This is a genomic window from Flammeovirga pectinis (assembly GCF_003970675.1).
Taxonomy (GTDB): domain Bacteria; phylum Bacteroidota; class Bacteroidia; order Cytophagales; family Flammeovirgaceae; genus Flammeovirga; species Flammeovirga pectinis.
This window is the reverse complement of the sequence record NZ_CP034562.1, coordinates 1,769,097-1,793,371: the sequence shown is the minus strand read 5'-3', so window position 1 is coordinate 1,793,371 and position 24,275 is coordinate 1,769,097. Positions and strand designations below refer to the sequence as shown.

General features: G+C 32.8%; 5 protein-coding genes. All 5 read left to right on the top strand.

The window, feature by feature from the left end:
* The first annotated feature begins 163 nt into the window (after nt 1–163).
* The 5 genes from EI427_RS07150 (at nt 164) to EI427_RS07130 (ending at nt 24,247) form a co-directional block, all read left to right on the top strand.
* On the top strand, nt 164–1,486 hold the full coding sequence (locus EI427_RS07150) for a tetratricopeptide repeat protein (protein ID WP_126613127.1): 1,323 nt from the start codon (nt 164–166) through the stop codon (nt 1,484–1,486).
* A gap of 84 nt (nt 1,487–1,570) precedes the next feature.
* On the top strand, nt 1,571–3,514 hold the full coding sequence (gyrB, locus tag EI427_RS07145) for a DNA topoisomerase (ATP-hydrolyzing) subunit B (protein ID WP_126613126.1): 1,944 nt from the start codon (nt 1,571–1,573) through the stop codon (nt 3,512–3,514).
* Between the two features lie 75 nt (nt 3,515–3,589).
* Nucleotides 3,590–4,531, top strand: a complete 942-nt coding sequence (locus EI427_RS07140; RefSeq protein ID WP_126613125.1) for a lysophospholipid acyltransferase family protein — start codon at nt 3,590–3,592, stop codon at nt 4,529–4,531.
* 314 nt (nt 4,532–4,845) lie between these two features.
* The gene (locus EI427_RS07135; RefSeq protein WP_170178416.1) at nt 4,846–5,907 is read left to right on the top strand and encodes a PorP/SprF family type IX secretion system membrane protein; all 1,062 of its coding nucleotides are present in this window, start codon (nt 4,846–4,848) and stop codon (nt 5,905–5,907) included.
* A 208-nt stretch (nt 5,908–6,115) separates the two neighbouring features.
* Nucleotides 6,116–24,247 carry a PKD domain-containing protein gene (locus EI427_RS07130; protein WP_126613122.1) on the top strand — a complete coding sequence of 6,044 codons (18,132 nt, stop codon included), beginning with the start codon at nt 6,116–6,118 and terminating at the stop codon, nt 24,245–24,247.
* Nucleotides 24,248–24,275: the final 28 nt, after the last annotated feature.

Below are 24,275 nucleotides of genomic sequence, written 5' to 3'. Positions count from 1 at the left end.
ATTTCTGTACTTAATTCGAGACAAGATTATCTAAAATAAATAACGATTCCAATTAATTTTTGTTTGACTTGATAAAATATATTAATAATTCAACTAAATATTATTTTACAATTTCATTATAAAATTCATTTTGAATGCATAGTTTTGTTTATAATTAATATAAATGAAGAGTTTTTTTTATCTACAAATAATTTTCGTTTCAATATTTATTCAATGTATAAATCAAGAAGTTTTTGGACAAAACTCAATTGATAATCAAATTGAATACTATACACCGTACCTTAAAAAATTATTATCTCCTCCACTACCGAAGCCTTTACCTAATATATCAAAAGATTCAGAAAATATCAATAATATTCTATTAGTTAAAGGTTTAGTCGAAGTTAAAGAGCATTCTTTCTGGAATGCATTCTGGACTCTCAAAAAATCTTACACTTCAGCATATAAGAATTATCTAAATAATGAGAAAGACACTGCTAACACCTTGGTAGTTGGTATAATTGCTACCACACTAGACGTTATACCATCTGATTACCATTGGATTAGAAATTTATTAGGTTTTACGCCTCCTATCGATTCACCTGAGGAGCTAATTAAAAAAGGAAAAAAAAGTTCAGATAGCTTCTTGCGTTTTGAAGCTTACACAGCAGAATTACTACTGAATGCATTTATATATAAAAACCAAGATAAAGTTAATAACCTAGCAAAAATATATGCTCAATTTTATGCTCAATATGATGTAGGGAAATGTGTTTTAGCATGGAGTTATTTTAAAAATCATGAACCAGAACTAGCCTATTTTTATGTCTCTAATATGTCTAATAAATCAACTAATTGGTTTGGATATAGAGAGTACTTATCTGGGTCTAGTGCATTCTATGCTCAAAAAAATAATCTCTCAAAAATTCATTTTTATAGCTACTTAAATCAGTATTCATCGGATTACGTTAAAAGCATTTATTATCAACTTTATTTAATGAGTTGGTTTAATACTACAGATAAGAATAATTTAGATGCTTTACGAAAGAAAATTATTGATGAAGGGACATTAAACCTCAATGTTGATAAATATGCCTACACATTTGCTGCTAAAAATACACGTAATAACAAGAGAATATATCACTCTAGAATATTATTTGATGGAGGGCAATATGAAGCTTCAATTCGTACATTAATTGATATTGATTCCAGAAATTTGAACATAAATGATAAATTAGAATATAATTATCGTTTTGCACGTTCAAAACATGCATTAAAAGATACTTCTTTAGCAATAAAGTATTATCTTACTGTGTTGGAACTAGCAGGTGATAAACCAAAGGAATATTATCCTGCAAATTCCGCTTTAAACTTAGGTAAGTTATACGAAAGCAAAGGTGATATGACAAATGCTGAAATTTATTATAATAAAGCCAAATCGTACCCTAAGCATACTTATAAAAATAGCATAGATTCAGAAGCAAAACGAAGACTAAACTCTTTGTAAGCAATACACTACATTTTTACTTTAAATTTGTGGTTGTAATTGATTCCAAAAAAAGGTAGCTTCGCAGATATTTTGTATTAAGATATGGAAGAAAAAAAAGACAATTATTCAGCCGGTAATATCCAAGTCCTTGAAGGATTGGAAGCAGTTCGTAAAAGACCAGCCATGTACATTGGTGACATTGGAGTTAAAGGTCTTCATCATTTAATATGGGAAGTTGTAGATAACTCCATTGATGAAGCAATGGCTGGCTATTGTACAGATATATATGTTACTATTAATGAAGACAATTCTGTAACTGTCTCAGATAATGGTAGAGGTATTCCTACAGGTATACACCCAAAAGAGAAGAAATCTGCTCTTGAGGTAGTAATGACTGTATTACACGCTGGTGGTAAATTTGACAAAGATACTTATAAAGTTTCTGGGGGTCTTCATGGTGTAGGTGTTTCATGTGTGAACGCTTTATCTAAAGACCTAAAAGTAACTGTAAATAGTAGAGACGGTAAAGTTTACCAACAAGAATACAAAACAGGTATTCCTCAATATGATGTTAAAGTAGTTGGTGAAACAGATATTCATGGTACTACGGTACAATTCTGGCCTGACTTATCTATTTTTACTGTTGGTGTATATAATTATGATACAGTAGCATCAAGAATTAGAGAATTATCTTACTTGAATGCTGGTTTAACTATACATCTACAAGATAGAAGAGAGAAAGACGACGAAGGAAATTTTGTTGGTGAAACTTTCCATTCTGATGGTGGTCTTGCTGAATATGTAATGTACCTTGATAGTACTCGCCAAACACTCCTACCTAATCCTATTTTTGTGGAAGGAGAAAAAGCGAATATTCAAGTTCAAGTAGCAATGACTTACAATACTTCGTATTCTGAACATGTTTACTCTTATGTAAACAATATTAACACATACGAAGGTGGTACACACGTTGCAGGTTTTAGACGTTCTTTAACTAGAACATTAAAATCTTATGCTGATTCTACTGGTTTACTTGACAAAGTAAAAGTTGATATTTCTGGTGATGACTTTAGAGAAGGTTTAACTGCCATTATTTCTGTTAAAGTTCCAGAACCTCAATTTGAAGGTCAGACAAAAACAAAATTAGGAAACTCTGAAGTTTCTGGTGCTGTAGACTCTGCAGTTACTGAAACATTAAAAACATATTTAGAAGAGCATCCTAGAGAAGCCAAAAATATAGTTCAGAAAGTTATTACTGCTGCTCAAGCACGTCATGCTGCAAGAAAAGCAAGAGAGATGGTACAACGTAAGAACGTTCTTACAGGTACAGGTCTTCCAGGTAAATTAAGTGACTGTTCTGAAAAAGATCCTGCTGCTTGTGAGTTATACCTTGTCGAAGGGGACTCTGCAGGTGGTTCTGCAAAGCAAGGTCGTGATAGAATGTTCCAAGCAATTCTTCCATTAAAGGGTAAAATCCTTAATGTAGAAAAAGCTCAAGAACACAAAATCTACGATAACGAAGAAATCAAGAACATTATCACTGCTCTAGGTGTTCGTTTTGGTACTGAAAATGATGAAAAGGAACTTAATTTAGAAAAATTACGTTACCATAAAATCATTATCATGACCGATGCAGATATTGATGGTAGTCATATTAGAACGCTGATTTTAACGTTGTTCTTCCGTTATATGAAACCTCTTATCGAACAAGGATATTTATATATTGCTCAGCCTCCATTCTACTTAGTAAAGAAAGGAAAGAACGAGAAATATTGTTGGTCTGAAGATGATAGATTAAGAGCTATTCAAGAGTTAGGTGGTGATGAAGGAAAAGTTAGTATACAACGTTATAAAGGTCTAGGTGAAATGAACCCAGAACAGTTATGGCATACTACTATGGATCCTGAATTTAGATCAATGTCACGTGTTGATATTGAATCTGCAGCAGAAGCTGATCATTTATTCTCAATGCTTATGGGTGATGAAGTTGCTCCTCGTAGAGACTTTATCGAACGTAACGCACGTTATGCAAAAGTTGATGCTTAATTAATAGCATCTAAAAATATTATGGGCAACAGATGAACTAACTCTGTTGCCCTTTTTTCATAAATTTAAATTGATATGAGTCAACGTAAAGGATGGAAAAAGCTTAAGTATGAGCTACTTTATTGGGCATTAAAAGGATTGCTAATTGTGGCAGGTTGGATTCCTAGATCTTTATTGATGTGGTTTTTTAAAAACCTTGCTGGAATTGCTTATTATATTATGCCCAAAACTCGTGATTTAGCAATTGAGCATTTAAAGTATGCTTATGGCGATGAGATGACAGATGATAAGGCTAAAAAAATGACCAAAAACCTTTTTAAGAACTTAGGAAGAAACTTCACAGATGTTATCCGCTACCCTACTATGAATAGTGTAGATGATATTTTAGAAGTTCTTGAAGTTGAAGGTGAAGAACATTTATTAGAAGCATATGATAAAGGTAAAGGAGTTATTCTTCTAACTTGTCACAGGGGTGCTTTTGATATGGTTGGCTATTATCTCAATCTAAAAAAATATTCATGTATTGCTATTGGTGCTAAATTACAAGATCCTAAGTTAAATGAGCTACTTGTAAATAATAGAAGAAACAATAGACATGCACTTTCAGATTTTGTTGAAAGAAGCGACCCTCGTGGTAGTATCAAGATGTTTAAAAAATTAAAAGATGGTGGTTTAGCTTTCCTTTTAATTGATCAAGATACAGATAAGGTTCAAAATACTTTTGTTGATTTCTATGGCAAAAAAGCTGCTACTCCTATTGGCGCTGCAGTTCTTGCATTAAAAGCTGATGCTGCAATTATTCCTGCAGCAGTTAAAATGCAACCGAATGGGAAACACATGCTTACTTTCAAACCAGAAGTCCCTCTAATTAAAACAGGTGATTTAAAGAATGACATCAATGTAAATACTCAAAATATGTCATTAGCTTTAGAGGAATTTATTAGAGAAGAGCCTGAACAGTGGGTCTGGTTCCATGAAAGATGGAAAACAAAACCAACTGAAGATGTAAGTAAATAAGGCGAAGTCAAATAATCTTGTCTAAAAAAGAGGAATCAATTTAAAAGTTGGTTCCTCTTTTTTAGTTCCTTACATGTAACACAGTACAGTAGATATATGTATTTTTGAACAATACACACAGTATTATTAAATAAATACAATATTGTATTGAAATATAATTAGTAATAATAAATATATAATTAACAGAAAAATTATATTTTAAATATACTATGATTATTATATGAATAAACTAACAATGTAAAGTTTTAGGTATTTTCTCTGAAACGTTAATGCTCTTAAAAGCGTTATCCATACAAACAATACCTAAAGCTGCTATGAGACCTAATTTACACTACTACTTCTATCTATTATTAATAATTCTATTTATTAATAATAGTAATTGCAGTGCACAAGACACGCAATTTTCACAATACTACGCTACACCTTTGTACCTTAACCCTGCACTTACCGGATCTAGTGAAGAAACTAGAGCTATAGTCAATTACAGGAATCAATGGGTTGGTTTGCCTTCAAGCATTACTTCATTTATGGCATCATTTGATCATAAATTTAAGTACAAAAGCTTTGCTCTTGGAGGGTATATCAAACAAGATAATTATGGTGTAAACGAAGGGACTCCACTTAAACATAACGAAATAATTGCCTCAGGATCTTATACTATAGGAATAACTAAATACATGGGATTAAATTTAGGACTACAAGTGGGTTACGGCCAAAATAGACTAGATAGATCTGCACTAGTGTTTAACGATCAGCTTGATTCCTTTGGCTTTACAGGTGCTACAACCAATGAACCATTTGTTACAGACCAAGTTAGTTACGCAGACGTAAGTACTGGTGCTATGTTTTTTGGAGAAAAATATTGGGCAGGAGTTTCAATATTTCACTTAACTCAACCTAACATTTCTTTCTTAGGAGAACAGGCTTATCTTCCTGTTAGATTTGCTTTTGAAGCTGGATATAAAATTCCTTTGGAATACAAAGGTCATTATTCACACATACCAAATTACAGACGTAAGTCGTTAACTTTAGCAATGCATTATCAAAGCCAAGGTAAGAATGATCAATTGAGCTTAGGAGCCTACTTTCATTATCAACCTTTACTTTTTGGAGTTTGGTATAGAGGACTCCCTTTACTAAAAGAATCTGAAAAGGACAATGCAATCAATCATGATGCTATTGTTCTACTAACTGGAATTAAAGTAGCAAATTTTAATTTTGGCTATAGTTATGATATCACATTATCAGATTTACCCCAGCAACATGCCAATTCTCATGAGATAAGTTTACAATACACTTTTAACTTATATAAAGATTATAGAAAAAAGCCAAAAAGAAAGCCACTTGAATTATCGTGCCCGTCCCCTAACTTATAAGAATAATCCTATTGATGGAACATTTTTTTATTATACTCGTTAATTAATTTAATAATCAAATAAATATTTCTTAAATTCTATAGAGGGATATTTAATATTCGCTATTACCCAAAATATTCTATTTAAAGTTGATGCTATTATACCAGCAAAACTAACTATATCAAATTAGGAATTAACCTACCCGATTTGATACTATTAAGCTACTATTATGACAAAATCGTTATTAAGATCGTTACTATTCATTGTAACCTGTACGTTAACACTGTTAGCGAATAGACTACATGGTCAAGATTTAGTTAGGACATCAAGTGGAATTAATTACGACACAACACAAGTAATTCAAGGTTGTGAAGGTGTTGCTATTCAATTTTCTATTGATGGACCAGATACTTACAGTAATTTTAATTGGAGTACTGATTACAATGGTAATACCTATACCATTGCAGAACCTTTTGAACAATTCAATGCTTTTGGTAACTATTCCATCACCGTAACTTTTGATGATTCTGGGGGCACAAGCTATACAAGAACAGTTACAAATAAGATCGTAGTTTATGATCAACCCGAAGGCTCATTCTATGCCTCTTCTACAAATGCTTGTATTGGAGATACCATAACTTTAATTCAAACTACACCTGGTACATTTAGTGCCTTAGATTTCCTTGTTGATAATAAATTATATACAGTAACAAACGACTCTGCAAAAATAGTATTGAACAATTATGGTGATTTTGATGTAGTTCTTAGCGGGATCACTTCAGATGGTTGTTCTTTTATCAAAAGAGAAAACAATTATATACATATAGAAACGCCATTTACTACTAGTTTATCTATTGATCAAGCAATAAGTTGTGCAACATCACAAGCAGTACTATTCACTGCAACTTCAACTGATTCTGATGGAAATAACGTTTCTCCTACTTATTACTGGAATTTCGGTGATAGCAATTACGACACCACTCTGACTAATACATCTTCTCATACTTATAACATTTCAGACGGAACTGACTTTACAGCGACTGTTAGTACAATTTCAAATAATTGTGCTGGTACAACGTCTAATACTGTCGACTTCTTCTTTAAGGATATTTCAACTTTATATACAACCTCTATAGTAAGTACTTGTAATACATATGAAGTAACTTATACACCAAATACAATAGATCCATTACTTACATCAACTACTTTAACATGGGATTTTGATGATGGTTCTCCTACAGCATCCCACCCTATCAGTGATGTTATTGTACATAGTTTTGCTAATACAAATCCAACTCCATTTACAGCTAATGTTAGTGCTACTATTAATGAAATAAATGGCAACTCATGTATGTATTCGGATGCACAATTAATCCCAGTTCTTCCGCAAGCTGGAATTAATGTTGTTACAAATAACACAAGGTATTGTAGTGCAAATTTCGATGTCGAAACACAAGCTATCAATTTACAAAATGTTACTAATTTTTATTGGGTTGTTGATGGTGGAACTCCAGAAGGAAATAACAAAACCACAGATACTCTATCTATTAGCGGTTACGGTACACATACCATAGAATTGTTCTTTGATGCTCAAACAGGTGATTTATCAGATAATTGTGCATTGAACAGTATTGTAGTCTATTCAGCACCATTAGATATTACATTAACAGGACCTCAGTTTGATTGTGATCCTTCAAACGAAACATTCACTGCTTCTGAAACATGGGAAGATGAAAGTGGTAATATCATCAATAACCCATTTACTGTACAAACAGAAAGTTGGTCGATTCTAAATACAGTTACTAGTACAATTGTAACTGAGAATGGCAACCCAATGACACTATCAAATTTACCCCATGGTACTTATCAAATTACACGAAATATTGATCTAACACCAATTGGAAATAATTCTAGTTGCTCCTTCTCAAGTATTGCTTATGACTATGTTGTAGGTGAAAGATTAGATAATCCAACTATTCAATATGCTCCATCTGTAATCTGTATTGGTACTACTGTTAATTTTAATACTACAACTGCTGCAGATACTGCTGGTTTAGGTTTATCGGGTGATTATCCAATAATATATCAATACAGATATGCAAGTAATCTTGATTGGGTAACTGTAGGAACAAGTGGTATTGGTGCTTATTATTATGGAGATATTGTAGATGATAATAGAACAAGTTTACCTGGTACTTTTACAGTAGAGCTTAGAGCTATTATTAATGGTTGTGGAGGTATGCCTTCTTCTCAAACTATTCGTATAGAACCGTCTGAAGCTGAGCATGAATTAACAGTAGATGAATGTAACCCAACAATTCTTGGTTTTACCAATAATTCTTTGGGTACAACAGATACAGATTACCAATGGACACTGACTATAGACCCTCCTGGCCCATCAAATACTGTCAACTATACCTCTCCAATAACTAAAGACGAAAATTACAATTTCTTAGCCGATACTAATTTCCCAACTTTCACAGGTTATACACAGGGAGAAATACCTGAAGCATCTAGTATTTACGCTGTCATTACTGCAACAGAGCCAAGTGTTGGTTGTTCAGACACAGAAGATACTACTATTGTGATGCCTAATGCATTACCAATTCTAAACCCAACTCCCCAAACATCCGTTGGGACTTGCGTAAATAACACACTTGCATTTGATGCTGGAGATGGAAATATAGGTAGTTCTTATAATTGGGTTTTTACACTTGACACAGACCCATCAATAACATTTAGCTTTGGATCTAATACGAGTTTAGTAAATACAAATTTCCCAATTCCAGGTAACTATAACGGTACAGTAACTGTTGCTACAAATGCAGGATGTTTACAAACCGCCTCCGTTGGGCCTATTCAAATAACAGGTGGATCAGTTCAGATTTCCGGAAATGCAACTGCTTGTGTTGGAGACCCACAAACTTTCCAAGGAACAAACTTAATGTATAGTCCACTTCAACCTAATTATGAATGGTTTGTTGATGGCGTATCTCAAAGTTCGGGAACTACTCAATTAGTAGGAGGAAATTACCTTGTACCAGACCTTACTAATATTATTTTTAATGCTCCAAATTCACCTCAAAATTTAGCCCACACCATTACTTTAAGTCTTGAAGTGAATGGATGTACAGCAAGTTATACTCATGATATTACTGTTACTAAACCAATAGTATCTTTTGCTAATCCAATAACAGATTACATTACTTTTGATTATGTCTGTGATGAAATAATCACCCAAATTGACCTTGATTTAGATACTGACGATATATATAATTTAACTACTTCCACTGTAAATTATTTTATGGGTGGTGTTGGAGGAACTTCAGTTGTTTCAAACACTCAAATTGATGATCAAGCTACATTTTCTTTATCTGCAGGAACATATACACTTACAGTCCAAGTTATTGATGAAAATGGATGTTCTAGTGATGATGATATCACTTTCACTGTACCTACTATGCAAGAACTTGAAGCTAGATTTACTCCCAATACAGTAAATTTAGTTTGTCCTGGTTTTGTTTCTTTTTCTGATCTAGCCGATGACTCTGCTGGTAATACCATACGAAGAGATGATTTAGATGGGTTGAATTTATTCTTTGTTGATATTCAAACTTGGGAATGGGATTTTGATGGAGACGGAACAATAGATGCTACTACAACTGATGGTTCTGCTACAAATTATTACGATTCTCCAGGTTCTTATGATGCAATTTTAACTGTTACAGATGCTCATGGATGTCAAGATACCTCTACTCCTATCACAATTGTTGTTGGGGGTACTTCTGGTACTTATGAAATATTGAAAAAAATTAGTTTTGAACCAGCTACAACAACATTAGTAGCTTTTCCTCTAGATGACCCAAACACTGATATTACAAATACAATTTATCAATGGTCTTCTGGAGATGGACAAGCCGGAATGGATAGTGCGAATATTTTCCAATATATGTCAGAAGGTACTTTTACACCGAGTTTGACATTTATTGATGAAAATGGTTGTAATTATCCCGCAGATTTTTCTGGTGATATGCGCGTTTTAAGTTGTCCAGATATTTCAGCTTCAGATATTACGCTTTGTACAGATGCTGGAACTTATACCTTAAATGTTACAGATATGTCTTGGTCTAGTAGCTTTAGTACTACAGACACAATAGAAACAGCAACTTACATTTACTCATGGGAATTATCTTATCAATGGTATGTTGATGGTGTATTAGTAAGTGCTATTAATGGTGGAGAAAACCCAGAAGTAACTTTTAATTTTGCACCTATAGATACTGCTCCTTTTACAATTAATCCAGATGATGCTGACGGAAAATTGTATACTATTCAAGCTACAATAATGACCTCTTATGTTGACAAAATTGATGCATCAAACAACATAACAAATACAGCTGAATGTGTATCAAGTGATAATATTAGAGTGATATACAATCCAACACCTGTCCCTTCTTTTACTAATGATGAAGTTTGTGGAAATTCACCAACTACATTAGATGCAACATTATCAGACTTCGGTCTTTTTACTAGAGGTGTGATTACAAATTATGAATGGGATATTGATAATGATGGAACCTATGATTTCAATTCTGCCAATCCAATATCTACTTATACATTCCCAAGTCAAGGCGTTTATCCTGTTACCTTAAGAACTACTTCTGCAGACGGTTGTTTTGCAACATTTTCGTTAGATTCTGTTATTGTTAATTCAATACCGAATGCTAATTTCACATATCAAAATGTCTGTGAAAGTTTTGAAGCTTCATTTGATGATTTATCAACGATTACACCTGTTACAGATGATAAAATAGTTAGATGGGATTGGGATTTTAATAATAATGGAACATTTGATTTTGGTGGAACAGATAGTTTAATCCACAGATATCCAAGTATTAATTTCAACACCCAATTAGATGGAAATGGTACAATAATAGGTACAAACCAAGTAATTACAACAAGACTTGTAGTAACAACAAATAAAGGTTGTACTCATGAATTTATTCCTTCTTCAGATTCAACTTTAATATTTCAATTTAAAAATCCAGACGCTGCATTAAGCGCAGAAAGACAAATTGATGCATTAGCAAATGAAGTTTGTTTAGGGCAAACTTTCCAATTCAGAGATATCTCTACGGTCGATAATTCTAATATTTCCGCTTACATAGGAGATGGAACATTACCAGCTAATGTAAATGATATAATTGCTTGGTATTGGGATTTTAATGACGGAAATTTTTCTACTCTCGCAGATCCTAGTCATGATTTCACATCAGTAGGAACCTATAATGTAAAATTGATGGTAACCACAGCAAGAGGTTGTAATAACATTGATAGTTTAACGGTTTATGTAAGAGAAAATCCTGATTCAGAAATTGGATCAGACAGTATTATTGTTTGTAATGACACTCCTGTAACACTAAGACCTATTGCGAATGATAGTACAGGTTTTGATTATTTATGGACAAGATTAAATGGCCCTGTAAATGGAACTACTAGTTTTACAGATACTACTTTACATACTGTAACAGTATCAGCTCAAGAAAGTGATTACAATACAGGAGAAGCAAGAATTGATATTAAATATCAATTACAAATTGAGGACACTAACCACCCTACTCTTTGTTTAACTTACGATACTGTAGATGTTGAAATCCACAGGTTACCAATCATTAATTTAGACACTACTTTAATATCATGCGGAACATCTGCACTATATACAGCGCTACCTTTTGGCTCAGAAATAATTAGTGGCTTTTCTACCACATGGACGCAAGTCTATTTAAATGGTGGAGCAATTGATACAACGGAATTAAATATTCAAGATTTAACCATAAACCCTACTTCTTACTTATCTGGAAGTACGAGAATACAATCAAAATATTATGTTGATGTTGAAAATGAAATAGGATGTACAGATCAAGATAGTATAACATTTGAGTTTTATAGACGGCCAGATTTTTCTTCTTGGGTAGATACTACAGAACAATGTAATTCATCTGACAGAAGCACATATGAGGTCGATTTTTATCCATTTGGAGAAACAGAAGTTTTGCCCCATAATTCAAGTTATGATTATACATGGAGTATGTCTTCTAATGCTGCAGATCATAATTTAGATGCGTTGAATGTTACAGATCTAGTAAATCAAGTTGTAGCAAATCAAAACAACCAAAATATTAATCTTGTTTTAACCGAAGATTACTTTGTTGATAATACCACCTCATTATCTTTTGAACTTTCGTTACATGTAGAAAATTCTTTCGACAATACTTGTTTAAAAGATACTACAGTAATTTTTGAAGTGGAAAGACGTCCAAGAGAACTTAATTTATTAGATACAAGAATTGATGTCTGTGATTCTGTTGTTGTACTTAATCATCATACAGAAACACTTGATTTTAATTATAGCTGGAGAAATATTACTTCAGGAAATAGCTCTTCTTATAACGGATCATCAATTCCAGATACTTATGGTCAATTAAGAACTTTATCTTTTTCTGATAGTGATTATGCTACAGGAGCTTCTCAATTTACAATTAGAATGAACAATAGAGTTCGTAAAAAAGAACTTGATGGAACAGATGCTAACCCAGCTTGTGGAATAAATAGAAACTTAGATCTTGTTTTTTATAGAACGCCAAATATTCAATTCACAGAAACTAAAACGGGGAATAACCCATGTGCATCTTCTGCATTATTGTCTTCAGGAAGCGAAGTTATTACTGGTTTTAATTACCAATGGGATCTAATTAGTGTACAAAATGGCACTCTATCTGAAGATGCCCTTGTAAATAAAGACATTAATCTTGCAGTGAGCAGTTGGAACACAAACCAGACAATCATTACTGCAGAATATAGATTAACGGTAACAAATTCAGCATCTCCAACTTGTATGGATGTTGAAAATTATACTATTCAATTCTTTAGAACACCTGAAATTACGTATACACCCGATGTAAATAATTGTGCAATTTCTGATACAGTAACGGCAAATAGTGAAGCATTGAACGGTGCTGATTTCTTATGGAATCAAAACACTATTTCAGGAGGTTCTTTACTTACTACTCCTACAGCAGATAATACTACTACTACAAATAATCAAATGATTATTGATGTTGATAATTTCACGTTGGGTCAACATAGAATAGATGCAAATTATACGTTAACTATCAATAATTCTACGGCATCTACTTGTGATGATGACACTACTTTTAATATTACTTTTTACCGTACTCCTCAAATAGCTTTTGTAGAAACAAGAACAGATTCTTGTGCTTTAGTTAATACGCTACAGCCTTTTGGAACGGAAACTATAAATGGTTACAACTACCAATGGAACCAACTTTCTGTTGATGGTGGTACTGTTTCTACATCCACTTTAACCAATCAAGACCTTACAGTAACAGCTACAAGTTTTGATCAAGACACTGCCTATATCGTTGCTAGATACGAACTGTTTGTGCAAAATACCGATGCTAATAGTTGTGTGGATATTGATACTATTGAATTTAGGTTTTATAGAACACCTACTCTTAATGCGTTCGTTAAAAATAAACCTTTTGATGAATGTGGACTTTCTGTAGAATTATATCCTTTGGGACAATCCGAAATTATTAATCACAATGAAGGGTTTGATTATACATGGACTTTAAATTCGATTACAGGAGCTGGCGCTGATGGAAATACATTACCTTCTAACATTAATGATTCCATTTCAAATCAAGTAAATGATCAAAACTTTAATTTAACAATGCCATTGAGTGCATTCGAAAGTGGATCAAATGAAATTGTATTATCTCTTGATGTTCTTATTGAGCATACAGATAATAATGTTACTTGTCAGACAGATTCAACTCTTTTATTATCATTTAAGAGACCTCCTGTTATAAGTCTTTCAGAAATTAAGCCAGACAGTTGTGATTTGACTTCCACTTTACAGCCATTTGGATCAGAAGTAATTAGTGGTTTTAATTACAATTGGCAAGTAACAAGCATTACAGGATATGATGGCAACGATGGTAATCCATCAAATAATTTAAGTGTTGGTTCTGCATTCACAACACAAGACTTAACGTTAACCGTAATCGATGATGACTTTATAGACACTGAATCAAAAATTGAAATCATTTTACAATTAGATGTTGCCAATAGCTTAGCTGCTTCAAATACATCTTGTCAAGATATTGCTGTCGATACAATAACATTCTATCGTACACCAGAAATAAATTCTGCTTTTGCTTTCAATAAAATAGCCAATTGTGATCATACAGGAACATCGGAACCTTTCTCTACGAATGTAAATGGATTTGTTTATGTATGGATGCCAATCTCCGTTTCTGGGGGCGGTGTAAATCACAACAATTTATTTAGTCGAGAAATTACAATCGATGTAGATTCTTTTGCAACAAATAGTTTACAAATTGATGGTACATATAGATTACGTGTATTCAATAGCGAAGTCCCTTCTTGTTTCGATGAAGAAGATGTGAACTTTGAATTTTACAGAACTCCAGAAATTGTATTTAATGATCCTCTAGTAAAATGTGCAGTAAAAGACACATCAATGTCTTTCACTACGGCAAATGAAGCTTTTGTAAATGCTGGAGAAACATTTTTCTGGAATTTGAATTCTATTACTGGTGGTAGTATAGACTCTCTAAATAACAACAATGTGTTTATTGTAGATGTAGACTCTTTTAGTACAGATGCTGTCCAAATAGATTTAGAATATCAAGTTTCAATTACCAATTCTTCAGCACATACATGTGATGACGATACAACTTTTCAAGTCACTTTTTATAGAACTCCAGAAATAGACTTTTTATCTGTAAAAGCTGATTCCTGTTCGCTACAAGATATAATTAAGCCATTTAATGGAGAAGATGTTCCTTTACTCTTAAGAACTTGGAGACAATTAAGCGTGACTGGTGGTAGTATAACTCAAAATAGTGGAGTAAATGATTTAGACCTAGATATTTCTGTTGCATCCTTTGATTTAAATGCGACAACAATTGATGTCACTTATGAACTTACTGCTGTTAATTCAGTATCAAATTCTTGTACAGATAAAGATACCATAACAGTTCATTTTTATAGAACTCCTTCTTTTGCAAATTATAGCGAAACAATGCCTTTGGGTTTCTGTGGAGATTTAATTTACATTCAACCTCTTGGAACTACAGAAATTATTAACCATAACAATGGCTTTGATTACCAATGGACTTTAAATCCTGCGACTGTTAGTGGAGCAAATGGCGGTGTATTGATTCAACCTATTCTTGATAGTATAAATGCTAATCAAAACGATCAAAATTTAACGTTAAGTGTTGGAGATTCTGCATATGCAGATGGTGCGCATATTTTATCTTTTGAAATGGATTTAAATATAGCTCATTCAAATACAAATATTGTTTGTGCTGCAAATGACACAACAATTCTCTACAGATACATTCGTTATCCAGATATAGATATTGTAGAATCAAAAACAGACTCATGTGATTTAACTTCTGAATTACAACCATTCGCATTAGAAACAATACCTGGTTTTAATTATAGCTGGAGAATTACAAATATTAGTGGGTATGATGGAAGTACTTATGTTGTAAACGATACCTATTCTACTCAAAACACAACATTTACAGTTACGGATGATGACTTTATAGATAACGAATCAGTTATTGCAATCCAAGTTGAATTAACTGTAGTAAATAGTGCTGCAACAGCAGATCCTACATGTTCTAATACAGAAAACTACACTTTATATTTCTATAGAACACCTACAATTGACTCTCCTTTTGATCATTCAAAAATGGCTGAATGTGATGGTAATGGAGTAGCATCTCCTTTCCCTACAGACATTAACGGGTACACATATATTTGGAGTATAGATTCTATTAGAAATGGTGTAATTATAGATAATGCAGCATTAGCACAAAGAGAATTAGCGGTACAAGTAGATAGTTTTACCGACATGGAATCAATCATGTATGTGTATTATCACTTGCGTGTTGTCAATACAAATCAAACAACTTGTTATGCAGAAGATACCGTTAGCTTTAAATTCTACCGAACACCAGAAGTAAGTCTTACTAGTTTAACTGGTATTTGTCAGAGTTCTGTTATGGTTTCTTCTACAAATGAGATGCTAAATGATGTGGATTTTGATTGGACTCAAAATAGTATTACAGGTGGTACAATTGTAAGTTCACCTGCTATTCCAAACGGTAGCAGAACAGCAACCTTCACGGCAAATACGTTTAACGCTGGAGAAAGTGAGATCAATGCAAATTATACAATCACATTATTAAATTCTGGTGAATCTATGTGTGATGATGATACTACATTTAATTTCACTTTATTTAGAGAGCCCGAAATTAATCTAACTTATGCTAGGGCAAGTAATGATAGTTGTGATAATGCACTTACACTTATTCCATTTAATAGTGAGAATATTTCAGGTTATAATAATACTTGGTCAAATGTTTCTCTTAAAGGTGGAGCCATTACTACATCAACTTTAACAGATGAAAACCTTACAGTTACTGTTGACACTTTTGCTCTTCATTCTACAAAAATTGATTCTCGCTTCTTATTAAACTCATTCAATACAAATTCTGTAGGTTGTTTAGATTCTATGAGTATTGCGAGTACTTTATATAGATCTCCTGATTTTACTAATTTTTCTGAAGTTAGAAATGATGGATCGTGTGGCTTATCAATCAACTTCTACCCTCTTGGGACAAACGAAAACATTGCTCATGGTAGTGGTTTTGATTATCAATGGAATTTAAATTCTGGTGGTATTACTGGAGCTGGTGCAGATGGGAATACATTACCAAATGATGTAATTTCTGATATCACTAATCAGGTTAATAACCAGAATATTGAAGTTACATTACCAATAACTGCTTTCGCTTCTGGAAGTAATCAAATTGAAATTCCTTTCACCATTCAAATAAATAATACAGACCAAGTTAGTTGTAGTAGTAGTTTAGATACTACAATGATTTTCTACCGCCCTGCAATTATCGACATTCAACAAAGCTTAACTGCTTGTGGCATTGAAAATATCATTACTGCTTTTGGCACTGAAGATGTAAGTAGTGCTTTTAATTTTAATTGGACTTTCACAACAATTGGAGGCTCTGTAACTAATTCATCTTTAACAGATCATACACTTACATTTAATAACCCTGTTTTCACTACAGGGAGTGATACTGTTTTAGTTGATGTTTCTGTAAATGTGGAGAATATTGAAAACACTTCTTGTACTACTGATTCTACATTTAGATTCTATTTCTACAGAGAACCTGATATAACAGTTAATCAATCGATGACTGCTTGTGGTAGCACAAACTTAATCAGCTTATTTAATTCTGAAACAATAGCGGGTTATAATTATGTTTGGGATAGTGTTCAAGTAGACGGAGGTACACTTGCTATTGGAACAGGTTATTCATCATCTACTCAAAATATAGAATTAAACACTTCATCATTCAATTCTGGAAGTCATAGAATTGATGCTGATTATAGAGTTACAGCAGTCAATTATGACACGCTAGGAAATCAATTATGTTCTGATTTTGAAGATATTCAATTCACTATATTTAGGGTACCTACTATGACAATTGCACAATCACTTACAACTGGAGATTGTGGCAATAGTAATACCGTAACACTATTTGGTACTGAAATTATTGATGGATATAATTATACATGGAACCTGCAATCGGTTGTAGGTGGTACGGTGAGTATATCATCTACTACAGATCAAAATGTAACTTTTGATACACCTGTTTTCAATACTTCATCAAACCAAATAGATGTAACTTATCAAATTACTGCTGTTAATGCAGACTCTCCTACTTGTACATCTACAGAGACTGTTTCATTTACTTTCTACAGAACTCCAAACGCATCAATTACAGATATTAATGCCGAATGTTCTACAGGATCTATTGTATTAGAAACAACGGAAAGTTATGTACCTCAGTTTAATTACACTTGGAATCTAATTAATACGACAGTTGATAATAACCCTAATAATGAAGCGTTAATTGCTACTCAAGTTATTCAAAACAATAATACATTTACGCTAAACTCTCCTATTGATCAAACGAGTTTCTTCCCTACTGGAAGTGCATTGATACAATATGAATATGAAGTTATTGTTGAGAATAGTCTGTCAACTCAATGTATTGATAAGGATACAATCACTGCCTCATTCTTTAGAAACCCGATATTAACTTCTACACAATCTCTTGATACTACAAATTGTCAATTATCAAATACCATTAGACCTTTTGCCACTGAAGAAATTACAAATTATAGATATACATGGAATGAGGTTAATGTTCTTGGAGGAACTATTGATACAACACATTTAGATAATCATAATCAAGATGTTCAATTTAATGTTGTCTCATTCGATCCTTTGAGTCATAAAATTGATATTACTTATACTTTAGATGTTGAAAATGAATTAGGTGGTTGTAATGATAGTGAAACGTATACTTTTACTTTCTTCCGTACTCCAGTAGTTGACATTCAACAAAGTTTAACTGCTTGTGGAATTGAAAATATCATTACTGCTTTTGGCAATGAAGATGTAAGTAGTGCTTTTAATTTTAATTGGACTTTCACAACAATTGGAGGCTCTGTAACTAATTCATCTTTAACAGGTCATACACTTACATTTAATAACCCTGTTTTCACTACAGGGAGTGATACTGTTTTAGTTGATGTTTCTGTAAATGTGGAGAATATTGAAAACACTTCTTGTACTACTGATTCTACATTTAGATTCTATTTCTACAGAGAACCTGATATAACAGTTAATCAATCGATGACTGCTTGTGGTAGCACAAACTTAATCAGCTTATTTAATTCTGAAACAATAGCGGGTTATAATTATGTTTGGGATAGTGTTCAAGTAGACGGAGGTACACTTGCTATTGGAACAGGTTATTCATCATCTACTCAAAATATAGAATTAAACACTTCATCATTCAATTCTGGAAGTCATAGAATTGATGCTGATTATAGAGTTACAGCAGTCAATTATGACACGCTAGGAAATCAATTATGTTCTGATTTTGAAGATATTCAATTCACTATATTTAGGGTACCTACTATGACAATTGCACAATCACTTACAACTGGAGATTGTGGCAATAGTAATACCGTAACACTATTTGGTACTGAAATTATTGATGGGTATAATTATACATGGAACCTGCAATCGGTTGTAGGTGGTACGGTGAGTATATCTTCTACAACAGATCAAAATGTAACTTTTGATACACCTGTTTTCAATACTTCATCAAACCAAATAGATGTAACTTATCAAATTACTGCTGTTAATGCAGACTCTCCTACTTGTACATCTACAGAGACTGTTTCATTTACTTTCTACAGAACTCCAAACGCATCAATTACAGATATTAATGCCGAATGTTCTACAGGATCTATTGTATTAGAAACAACGGAAAGTTATGTACCTCAGTTTAATTACACTTGGAATCTAATTAATACGACAGTTGATAATAACCCTAATAATGAAGCGTTAATTGCTACTCAAGTTATTCAAAACAATAATACATTTACGCTAAACTCTCCTATTGATCAAACGAGTTTCTTCCCTACTGGAAGTGCATTGATACAATATGAATATGAAGTTATTGTTGAGAATAGTCTGTCAACTCAATGTATTGATAAAGATACAATCACTGCTTCATTCTTTAGAAACCCGATATTAACTTCTACACAATCTCTTGATACTACAAATTGTCAGTTATCAAATACCATTAGACCTTTTGCCACTGAAGAAATTACAAATTATAGATATACATGGAATGAGGTTAATGTTCTTGGAGGAACTATTGATACAACACATTTAGATAATCATAATCAAGATGTTCAATTTAATGTTGTCTCATTCGATTCTTTAAGTCATAGAATTGATGTCACTTATTCTTTAGATGTTGAAAATGAATTAGGTGGTTGTAGTGATAGTGAAACGTATACTTTTACTTTCTTCCGTACTCCAAATACAGATTTAACACATTTAAGTATCCCGCCAATTTGTGAAGATGGAACAATCACTTTATTCCCAACTGAAGCAAATAATTCAGGTTATACGTATAATTGGACAAGAGTAAGTATTCTTACAGATAATGGAATTGATTTACTTGCTGCAAATATTTATCCTGTAGAAAGTAGTTTATCAACACATTCTATTACTTTAAACCACAACCCTTCTTTCCCTGCAAATAGTGTTCGAGTAATTGCTGTTTATGAATTAGAAACTACTAATAATGATAATGGTTGTACAACATCAGATCAAGTAACAGTTCAATTTGATAGAGACGCTACAATAGGTTTAACATCAAATACTTTAACTGTTTGTGATGATACAGATTTAATTTTACAAACTGTAGAAACCCGTCCTGACAATTATGATTTCACTTGGACAATTGATAGTATTTTCACAGATAACAATGCAAGTATTTCATCGCTATCAGCAATAAACACATCTAATGCTGGGCAAATGATTATTGATAGCGACCCTGTTGATTTCCCATTAGGAGCATCTTTAATAACAGCTAATTTTGCTGTTCATGCAGAGAATAAACTAAATGCTGATTGTGATGCTGATACGTCTTACACAATTCAACTAGCTCGTAAACCAATGATTAATTTTACAGATAATCATACGGGTTGTGCGTTAGATACTGTGCTTATTAAGCCATTGGGAGATGAAACAATAAATGGATACAATTACACATGGAGTGTTGCTAATATTGACGGCTTCAATGGCACTACTAATGATGTAATTAATGGTCAAACTGCTAATCAAAATTTTGAAATTCATTTTGAAGATGACGATTTCACAAATGGTCGATCTCAAATAGAAGTTACTATGGAATTGACAATAGTCAATCCTAATGGAAGTTCTTGTACTGCAACGCAACAACACACACTGATCTTCTTTAGAGTTCCACATATAAATTTCGATGTAGTAAAATCTGCAAATGATAGTTGTACAAACTTAATCACAACCTCTCCTTTTAATGAAGTGATTTCTGATTATCAATATCAATGGACAAAGATTTCTACTACAAATGGAGCTGTTTCTGAAGTAGATTTAACAGCTAAAGATTTAGTTACTCAAAATCCAATATTTAACAATGGAGAAACTCAAATTGATGTACGTTATGAATTATCTATCATCAATAGTAACCCGAATGCAAGTCAACCTTGTATTACAACACAAGAAGTTGATATTTCATTCTTCAAAACTCCTGTACTAAATACTACATTGTCAACTTCAGTTATTGGTTGTAGTGATAATGTGAGTTTAAAGGCTTTAACTTTCCCTATAACATCATCACAGAGAGATAATTATATTTTCGATTGGTCAATGAGTTCAATTAGTGGCGGTACAATAGATACATTAAGTACTTATGATAGCTTACATATTAATGTAAATCAATTTACAAGTGGTTCTGGAGAAATAAACATTACGCTTGATGTTGATGGGAAAAATGCTTTCCAAGAGAACACTTGTTTAAGTAATGAGAGTGAATCAATAACATTTTATAGAACACCAAATATTACTTTAAATCCATCGGCTACTGATTTATGTGAAGATCAAATTTTCTCAATTACAACAGGAGAAGAACTTGTTAGTCACTTTGATTATAATTGGACAATTACTGTAACAGATGATATTAATTTGAATACAGGAACAGTTGATACATCTTCTTATAACACAAGAGGACATCAATTAGAATTAAGAAACCCTAATTTCCCAATTGGAGCATCTTACATCGAAATTGAAGCTACTTTAAATGTATCAAATGGTTCGAGTGGATGTACAGATTTAGAAACAACTATTATACGTTTCCACAAGCAACCTACTTTATCATTATTGTCTTCTCCAATTGTATCTTGTGAAACTGGTTTTATAACGCTTCGCCCGTCACAAAATGAAGTAACTAACTTTAATTATACTTGGGAGCAACTTGATATTACGAGTGATTCAGACTCAATTTCAAATGCAAATATTACAGAAACACCTTCTGGATCTGCTTATGAAATGAATTTAACAAGTCCGACATTCCCTCATGGTGCAGCACAATTAACGGCTAGATATAAGTTAACCATCTCTAACCCATTAAATCCGTATTGTACTCAAGTAAGTGATTCTATTGATGTCACTTTCTTTAGAAACCCTATTACAGAAATCCCTGCAACAGTACAAGGTAGTTGTACTCAAACGAGTATTACTGTTCAACCAAATAATGAAGAGTTTATAAATAACTTTAATTACGCTTGGACTATTGATCAAATAGATTCAGACATTACTACAAACGATAATAGAGGAAATGTTTCTATATCAAATACTAGTAGTTACAACCCTGATTTCATATTAAATACAATGCCTGATGATGCCTCATCACTGACTGCTCATTTATCGTTATCAACAGATAATATCTTTAATAATTGTGGCACAAGTACAGATCAATCATCAATAACATTTTTAAGAACACCAACAGTTGTTTTACCTGCAGATTTAGGAGGTTGTCAAGAACAAGTGTTTACCATAACTCCCCTAGATACTTATTGGAGTGGTATGAATTACAGTTGGAACATTATTTCATTGTCAGGTGGTCGAATTAATACACAATCTGATTTCAATACAAATTCAGCCACTTTAGCTGATCCAATTTTTAATTCTAATTCTCATGAAGTTGTTGCTCGATTAGTACTTAATGTCAATAACAAATTAGACACCTCTTGTAATAGTGCAGATACTATGACTGTAGTTTTCCATAGAACACCAACTGCAGATTTCACAGTTGATAAAGGATTTGGTTGTCAGATGGAAACAATTTTCTTCTCAACAAGAAATTCTTCTACTCCTCAAGATGGAAGTATATTTGAATGGGACTTTAATAATGATGGAAATTATGAGGTTCAATCAATGGGTGATACTACAAGTATATTTAGTACTATTGGAACACATACTATTAAATTAAGAATTACAACTCCTGCAGGTTGTATATCACCTGTTTATTCAGAAGATATTCATATATATGAAATACCAACGCCTAGCTTTACTGTAGATAATATTTGTATTGGTGAATTAGCCCAGTTTGTAAACACAACAACTCAGTTAAATCAATCTGGTGATCATGGTATCAAAAATGTTAAATGGGACTTTAATTATAATGAAGACAATGGTGCACTTTTCGATGCTTTTGATCGTGACGCATCATTTACATATACTCAACCGGGAACTTATAAAGTATTAGTTGAGGTAACAAACAATGGAGGTTGTACAAATACATATATTGATTCTGTAACAGTAACCCCTTTACCTGTAATTACAATGGAAAGTGATATTTGGATTTGTGAAGGGTTGACAACAACATTAACCCCACAAGTAAATGTCCCTGTCACATATTCTTGGAGCAATGGCTCTACTGCAGACAACATCTTAGTTGGACCTTTAGAAGAAACCGTTTATTCTGTTGAAGTTACAAATGAGCAAGGTTGTATAAATACACATCAAATTACTGTTCATGTAGTTCCTGATGTTATTGCAGAATGGGAACAAGAATCTTGTGATTTAGAGCCTATCACTTTTGATGGTAGAATACCTGATTATCCAGGTGTTGTTGAATCTTTCTTGTGGAGTAACGGCGAAACAACTCCAACAATTGATGTTCTTGAAAATGGTATTTACACAGTTACAACTAGAGTGCAACATGAATCTGGTACAATGTGTGAATTTGTTCATGATTTCACGGCTACATTCCACCCTAACCCAGCACAAGTTTTACAAGACACCACTTTCTGTTTTGAAACAGGTGATAAATTAGATGTGGCAGCTGTTGAAGGTGAAAATTATACTTACCAATGGAGTACTGGTGAAACCTCTAGAGTTATTACTAGAGATCGAAGTGGTATTTTAACGGTAATTGTTACCGATGAAAGTCATGCAACAAGATGTGCAACTGTAGATACTATTAATGTAAATCAGATTTGCCCTGCAAGGTTACATTCGCCAAATGCATTTACTCCTAACGGTGATGGAACGAATGATGAATTTTTATTAGAACCAGCTTATGCGGTTGATATAGATTTCCATATTTATAATAATTGGGGAGAATCAATTTTCCATAAAGTATACACTGATTCATTTGAAGCGAGTACACCAGGTAATGGTTGGGATGGCACGTATAAAGGAGCCAAGATGATGTCAGGTTCTTACACATATTCAGTAAGATATACAAGTCAGAAAGATGGCTCAGTAACAGAGAAAACTGGACAGATACTATTAATTAGATAACACCACGAAAATTATAAAAGATGAAAAA

Bases quoted from the DNA above. Each gene is read 5' to 3' on its own strand.
- EI427_RS07150 (WP_126613127.1), top strand. From the start codon at position 164: ATGAAGAGTTTTTTTTATCTACAAATAATTTTCGTTTCAATATTTATT.
- gyrB (WP_126613126.1), top strand. From the start codon at position 1,571: ATGGAAGAAAAAAAAGACAATTATTCAGCCGGTAATATCCAAGTCCTT.
- EI427_RS07140 (WP_126613125.1), top strand. From the start codon at position 3,590: ATGAGTCAACGTAAAGGATGGAAAAAGCTTAAGTATGAGCTACTTTAT.
- EI427_RS07135 (WP_170178416.1), top strand. From the start codon at position 4,846: ATGAGACCTAATTTACACTACTACTTCTATCTATTATTAATAATTCTA.
- EI427_RS07130 (WP_126613122.1), top strand. From the start codon at position 6,116: ATGACAAAATCGTTATTAAGATCGTTACTATTCATTGTAACCTGTACG.